We start from the raw sequence: 6,000 nt of genomic DNA, 5'->3' as shown, positions 1-6,000 counted from the left end.
CGTGCTTTTTCTTCAGGGGCCGCGTCAATTTGCGCGTAGCCTTTGGCTTCGCCGCCGAAGGCGGTGGCCAGCACTGTCGTGATCGCAGCCGTCAGCGTAGTCTTGCCGTGGTCAACGTGTCCAATCGTGCCTACGTTTACGTGTGGTTTGGTACGTTCGAACTTACCTTTTGCCATGGCTGACTCCTGACTATGGAATAAAGCTATAAATAAAAATGTTTGGTGCCCATGACGCGGATCGAACGCGTGACCTCTCCCTTACCAAGGGAGTGCTCTACCACTGAGCCACATGGGCAGCTACTTTGTTGCTATCTGCCGTTTCCGCCAGAAATCAAAAAATCTTAACTGGAGCGGGTGAAGGGAATCGAACCCTCGTCATAAGCTTGGAAGGCTTCTGCTCTACCATTGAGCTACACCCGCGAGGGGATTCAATCCACCTGACTTGCCCGTGGCCGGAGCACTGATCAACAACCACAGACTTTTACAACCTTCTTGTAAACGCCGCTGCGATCAAAAAATGTCGATCTAGCGGCAGCGCTTTCAAATTACCCTGTACTGGCTTTCCTTGCACATACCGAAAAAATCGATAAAAAAACATTTGCAGGAAAAAAGCTTTTGGTGGTGGGAGTTGGATTCGAACCAACGTAGACGCAAGGTCAACAGATTTACAGTCTGCCCCCTTTAACCACTCGGGCATCCCACCAAAAGCGAACTCCGAATTATGCAGACTTTTTAAAGCTGTGTCAAACGGCTTGGGGCAAAAAGCGAGGTATTTCGCAAAAATATCAGCGAAATCGTCAAAAAACCGGTTTAGCTGTCGACAATCCCTGACAGTCCCTGGCGTTCGAGCAAGGAATTAAGGTGCTCCCACCCGTGAAAGTCTATCGAGAGTTGCCCCCGATTCTTCGCGCCGACTTTAAGCGTGACTCGTGTACCTAAGTGATCAGACAAGGCCTCTTCCATGCGTTTGACGTCTCCAGATTGCCCTACCGACTTGCGCGCTGGCTTGGTCGACAGTTCTTCGGCCTCGCGGATACTGCGTCCAACGAGTTTTTCGGTTTCACGCACGGAGAGTCGCTTGGCGATGACTTCGTTGGCCAATAATATCTGCGTGGCCGCGTCGGTGGCGAGTAAAGCACGCGCATGTCCCATATCGATATCTCCGGCCAGCAACATGGTCTGTACCGCTGCGGTCAGGTTCAGCAGCCGCATCAGATTGCTGGTTGCCGAACGTGAACGGCCGATTGCCTGGGCAGCCTGCTCATGAGTCAGCCCGAATTCGTCCAGCAGCCGGCGAACACCATGAGCTTCTTCGAGGGGATTCAGATCTTCACGCTGGATATTCTCGATAAGGGCCATCACGGCGGCGCTTTCATCGGCGACCTCTCGCACCAGGACGGGTACTTCGTCCAGGCCAGCCAATTGCGCGGCACGGAATCGACGCTCACCCGCAATAATCTCGTACTTTCCGTCGTCTTTACCATTAAGCGGACGCACCAGGATCGGTTGCATGATGCCCTGATTCCGGATGGACTCAGCGAGTTCGTTGAGTGCACCTTCGTCCATCCGCGTGCGAGGCTGGTACTTGCCTGCCCGCATGAGGTCTATTCTGAGGACAGACGGCAGCCGGGGAGTGTCGACATCCGGCCTGCCGAAGGTGTCGATGGCGGGCGCATCTTCGCCTAACAGGGCGTCTAGTCCGCGACCCAGGCCTTTAGGTTTTTTCGTAGCCATTGTGATTTCCTTTCCTTGATTCGTTTATCCGCGCGGACGCGCTTGCTCACGCAAAGCATCTTTCTTCACACGCTTGATGAGTTCGTTGCCGAACTCGATATAGGCCTTTGCGCCCCGCGAGTTCTTGTCGTAGACAATGCCAGGCAGCCCATGGCTGGGCGCCTCGGCAAGTCGAACGTTGCGCGGCACGATAGCCTTGAATACCTTGTCGCCAAAGTGGGTTTCGATCTGGGCGGACACCTGTTGCTGCAGGGTTACCCGGGCATCGAACATTACCCTGAGCAGGCCTATTAACTGCAGTTCAGGATTGATATTCCTGTGTACCCGCTTTACGGTGTTGACCAGATCCGACAAGCCTTCCAATGCGAAATACTCGCACTGCATGGGGATGATCACCCCATGCGCAGACGCCAGGCCATTCAACGTGAGCAACGACAAGGTTGGCGGGCAATCGATAAGAATGAAGTCATAGTCGGGCAGAACGTGCGCAATGGCCTGTTTCAGCTGCTGCTCTCGTTCATCCATTTGAATCAGATCGATCTCGGCCCCGGACAGCTCGCGATTGGCGGGCAGGACGTCATAGCCCCCCGCCTCGGATCGTAGCCGCGCCTGAGCGACCGTAGCGTCTCCTATGAGCACTTGGTAAAGGTTTTGCTCTACCTTGTTTTTGTCGATGCCGCTACCCATGGTCGCGTTGCCTTGCGGATCGAGGTCTATCAGCAGGACCCGCTTGCGCTTGGCTGCCAATGCAGCAGCCAGGTTGATAGCTGTGGTGGTTTTTCCCACCCCCCCCTTTTGGTTCGCAATACAAAATACATTGGCGATGGCGATGGAGGTATTGTTATTCATGAGATTCCTTGGCGACTCAACCAGACGAGGCAACGCTGGGCATTCAATTCGGGGACGAGCAATGTCTGGAGATGGCTTTGGCGCCAATCCGTCTGTTGTTCTAGAGTATCGATTTCATCCTGCGGTTCGCGGCCTTTCATGGCCAGCAAATGTCCATTCTCTGCAACATGCAGGCCTGCCAGGCGTGCAAAATCTATCAGAGAAGCAAAGGCACGCGACACGACGATGTCGGCATTAAATGGCGGCAGGGTTTCCACCCGTGCATGGATCGCGTGAAGATTAGGCAAACGCAACACGCTAGCCATCTGGCGCACAAACGCCATCTTCTTTTCGACAGCATCCACGCAGAAGACCTCCCACTCAGGCTGCATGATGGCCAGTACTACGCCGGGCAAACCGGCCCCAGATCCGACATCGACGATACGACGGCTTGTTGCTGTGGTTTTATACAGTTCAGTTACAATTGGTTTCACCACCGAAAGACTATCAAACAGATGCTGCACCAGCATTTGTTCAGGCTCCCGCAGCGCAGTCAGGTTATACGTTCGATTCCAACGTTGCAGCTGGCCGATATACGAAAGCAACGCGTCCGCTTGGGCTGGTTCCAGGTTTACATTCAGCGCCAGCGCCGCAGCGTCAAGGCGTTGCCGGTATTCTGTCTGCTCGGCCATTACGCGGCTTTCTTGCTGTATTGCAGCCGCTTGATGTGTATCAGCAGTAAAGAAATCGCCGCCGGGGTGATTCCAGACATCCTGCTGGCCTGCCCTATCGTCTCCGGCCGGCTAACCTTCAGGCGCTGACGTACTTCAATCGACATACTGGTAATGGCGTCGTAATCGAGATCGCTTGGGATACGCTGGGATTCCTGCGCCGCCTGCTTGTCGACTTCTTCTTGTTGCTTCGCAACATAGCCCGCATACTTAACCTGGATCTCGACTTGCTCGGCGGCCGCACTGTCGGCAAGGCCGGGGCCGGCCACAAGAGTTCCATCTTCTTTCTGTAACGCCATCAGCGCTTGATAGGAAACTTGAGGACGTTTTAACAGGTCAAGCAGCGAATACTCGCGCTCTACCTGCTTACCCAGCAGTTCCTCGGCAGTGTGCAGCGCCAGTGTCCGGGGATTGATCCAGTTGCTCCTAAGGCGCTCAAGCTCGCTTCCAACCAAGTCCCGTTTCCGACTGAACATATCCCACCGCGCATCGTCCACCAGGCCCAGACGTCGACCTTCCTCGGTCAGGCGCATGTCAGCGTTATCCTCCCGCAAGCTAAGACGATACTCAGCTCTGGATGTGAACATACGATAAGGTTCGGTCACGCCACTGGTTATCAAATCATCGACCAGTACGCCTAGATAAGCTTGGTTTCGTTTTGGGCACCAGCCCTCTTGGCCCTTCGCCTGCAAGGCAGCATTCAATCCGGCTAGTAAGCCCTGAGCGGCGGCTTCTTCATAACCGGTTGTACCGTTAATTTGCCCGGCAAAAAATAATCCATTGATGGCGCGCGTTTCGAGCGTGGCCTTGAGTTCACGTGGATCAAAGTAATCGTACTCGATGGCATACCCAGGGCGCATTATGATGGCGTTTTCCAGACCAGGTAGCGTGCGCACCAATGCCAGCTGGATATCAAACGGCAAGCTCGTTGATACGCCATTAGGGTAAATCTCTTGCGTCGTCAGGCCTTCAGGCTCCAGAAATATTTGATGGCTCGGTTTATCGGCAAAGCGATGAATTTTATCTTCAATAGAAGGGCAATAACGCGGGCCTATACCTTCAATCGTTCCGCTGTTGCTATACATAGGCGAGCGATCCAGACCAGACCGGACTATATCGTGCGTTCGCTCGTTTGTATGTGTGATCCAGCATGGCAACTGCTCCGGGTGCATCTCGGGCGAGCCCATATAAGAGAACACCGGCACCGGGTCGCTGTCGCCCGCCTGCACTTCTGTCTTTGAAAAATCTATGCTGCGGGCGTCGATGCGCGGAGGCGTTCCCGTTTTCAAACGCCCTTGAGGCAGCTTAAGTTCCTTTAACCGTTGGCCGAGAGATATCGACGGTGGATCACCGGCTCGTCCAGCTGAATAATGATCCAGGCCCACGTGAATCAATCCGTTCAAGAAAGTGCCCGCAGTCAGAACCACGCTGCGCGCCCTGAACTTCAATCCGATCTGCGTGACGGCGCCAACGACTCGATCGGCTTCCAACATGAGATCATCGACCGCTTGCTGAAAGATCATTAAATTAGGCTGATTCTGCAGCGCAGTCCGTATCGCGCGACGATACAACGAGCGGTCCGCCTGGGCACGAGTTGCTCGCACAGCAGGACCCTTCGAACTGTTCAATATGCGAAACTGGATACCGGCCAGATCGGTGGCATAGGCCATGATCCCGCCCAGGGCGTCAATTTCTTTGACCAGATGCCCCTTACCGATCCCGCCTATCGAGGGATTGCAGGACATTTGCCCCAACGTTTCCATATTGTGAGTAAGTAAAAGGGTTGAAGCGCCACTGCGCGCCGCCGCAAGCGCAGCTTCGGTACCGGCATGCCCACCGCCAACCACAATCACATCGAATTCGTCTGGATAAATCATTGTTCGCTCAAGCGAGTAATACTTAACCATCCATTATACTGCGCGACCAACACTGTTTCACGTGAAACATGGTTAGTTACGTAACTGACACCGTCCCAGCTGAAATAGCGACAAACCCTTTGGTTGTTCCACGTGAAACATTCTTGTATTAACTGATCGGCATACTGATATCGCCCGAGATGCTTGTTTCACGTGAAACAGCCGCATCCAAGATTGACCTTTAAATAAACGGTCTGCGGAACGTTCGAATTTTGTACCGCGAAAGGCAATGCACTATCAACCCGTAATCTTATGCGGCCTTATGGACCCCACGGCATCAAAAATTCCCCATCGCTATTGCTTCGTGAAAAGCCGCCAAGTCCGATGTCGAACAGACCATATTCCAAATACGGGGATCAAGCCATAGACGTTGCCGAGCAATGATAAGGCTAGGACCACTTCCGCCACGACAAGCGACACTAATGTCGCTAGAAGACTGGTGTGACACCATTCAGCATAACGAAAGCGCAATCAATTAGAAACCAAAAACCTGAATGAAATCGTACTTGCGGAATCAACCCAATTTAGCTTAACCGAATATATAAAATTTTTATATAGGAAGGGTACGGCACTAGGTTCCAAAAAACGGGATACCTACGGCACAGGCCCTTTATGCACCGGCGCTGCTGACTCGCTATATAGAACCATTCCACGTGAACCCGATTGTCGGTATTACTTTCACAGCATCGATTTACGCCCAAGCAGATGTAAACGAAAGAATTGTCAGATTCAGGGCTCGCATTCCCATCGCCAAGTAGTACGCCATAAATCAAACACCACACCGCCTTACGT

General features: G+C 53.2%; 5 protein-coding genes and 3 tRNA genes. All 8 read right to left on the bottom strand.

Annotation, left to right across the window (positions count from 1 at the left end; all coding sequences use genetic code 11):
• Positions 1-176 (bottom strand): GTP-binding protein (locus EKL30_RS11230; RefSeq protein WP_233583034.1); only part of this gene is annotated, 176 nt, incomplete at its 3' end.
• 43 nt (positions 177-219) lie between these two features.
• Positions 220-294, bottom strand: a tRNA-Thr gene (locus tag EKL30_RS11225).
• Positions 295-345: 51 nt separating this feature from the next.
• Positions 346-419 (bottom strand) — tRNA-Gly (locus EKL30_RS11220).
• Between the two features lie 196 nt (positions 420-615).
• Positions 616-702, bottom strand: a tRNA-Tyr gene (locus EKL30_RS11215).
• A gap of 107 nt (positions 703-809) precedes the next feature.
• Positions 810-1,733, bottom strand: a complete 924-nt coding sequence (locus EKL30_RS11210) for a ParB/RepB/Spo0J family partition protein (protein WP_126707305.1) — start codon at positions 1,731-1,733, stop codon at positions 810-812.
• Positions 1,734-1,757: 24 nt separating this feature from the next.
• The gene (locus EKL30_RS11205; protein ID WP_126707304.1) at positions 1,758-2,582 is read right to left on the bottom strand and encodes a ParA family protein; all 825 of its coding nucleotides are present in this window, start codon (positions 2,580-2,582) and stop codon (positions 1,758-1,760) included.
• On the bottom strand, positions 2,579-3,253 hold the full coding sequence (gene rsmG, locus EKL30_RS11200; protein WP_126707303.1) for a 16S rRNA (guanine(527)-N(7))-methyltransferase RsmG: 675 nt from the start codon (positions 3,251-3,253) through the stop codon (positions 2,579-2,581). Before rsmG ends, EKL30_RS11205 begins: the two co-directional genes overlap by 4 nt.
• Positions 3,253-5,169: a tRNA uridine-5-carboxymethylaminomethyl(34) synthesis enzyme MnmG gene (mnmG, locus tag EKL30_RS11195; RefSeq protein WP_126707302.1), complete on the bottom strand. Its 1,917-nt coding sequence runs from the start codon at positions 5,167-5,169 to the stop codon at positions 3,253-3,255. The genes rsmG and mnmG overlap by 1 nt, the downstream gene beginning before the upstream one ends.
• Between the last annotated feature and the right edge of the window lie 831 nt (positions 5,170-6,000).

Origin of the sequence: Candidimonas sp. SYP-B2681, assembly GCF_003971065.1 — a bacterium.
Taxonomy (GTDB): domain Bacteria; phylum Pseudomonadota; class Gammaproteobacteria; order Burkholderiales; family Burkholderiaceae_B; genus Pollutimonas.
Note: the sequence above shows the minus strand (reverse complement) of the source record. Positions and strands in the feature narration are given on the sequence as shown.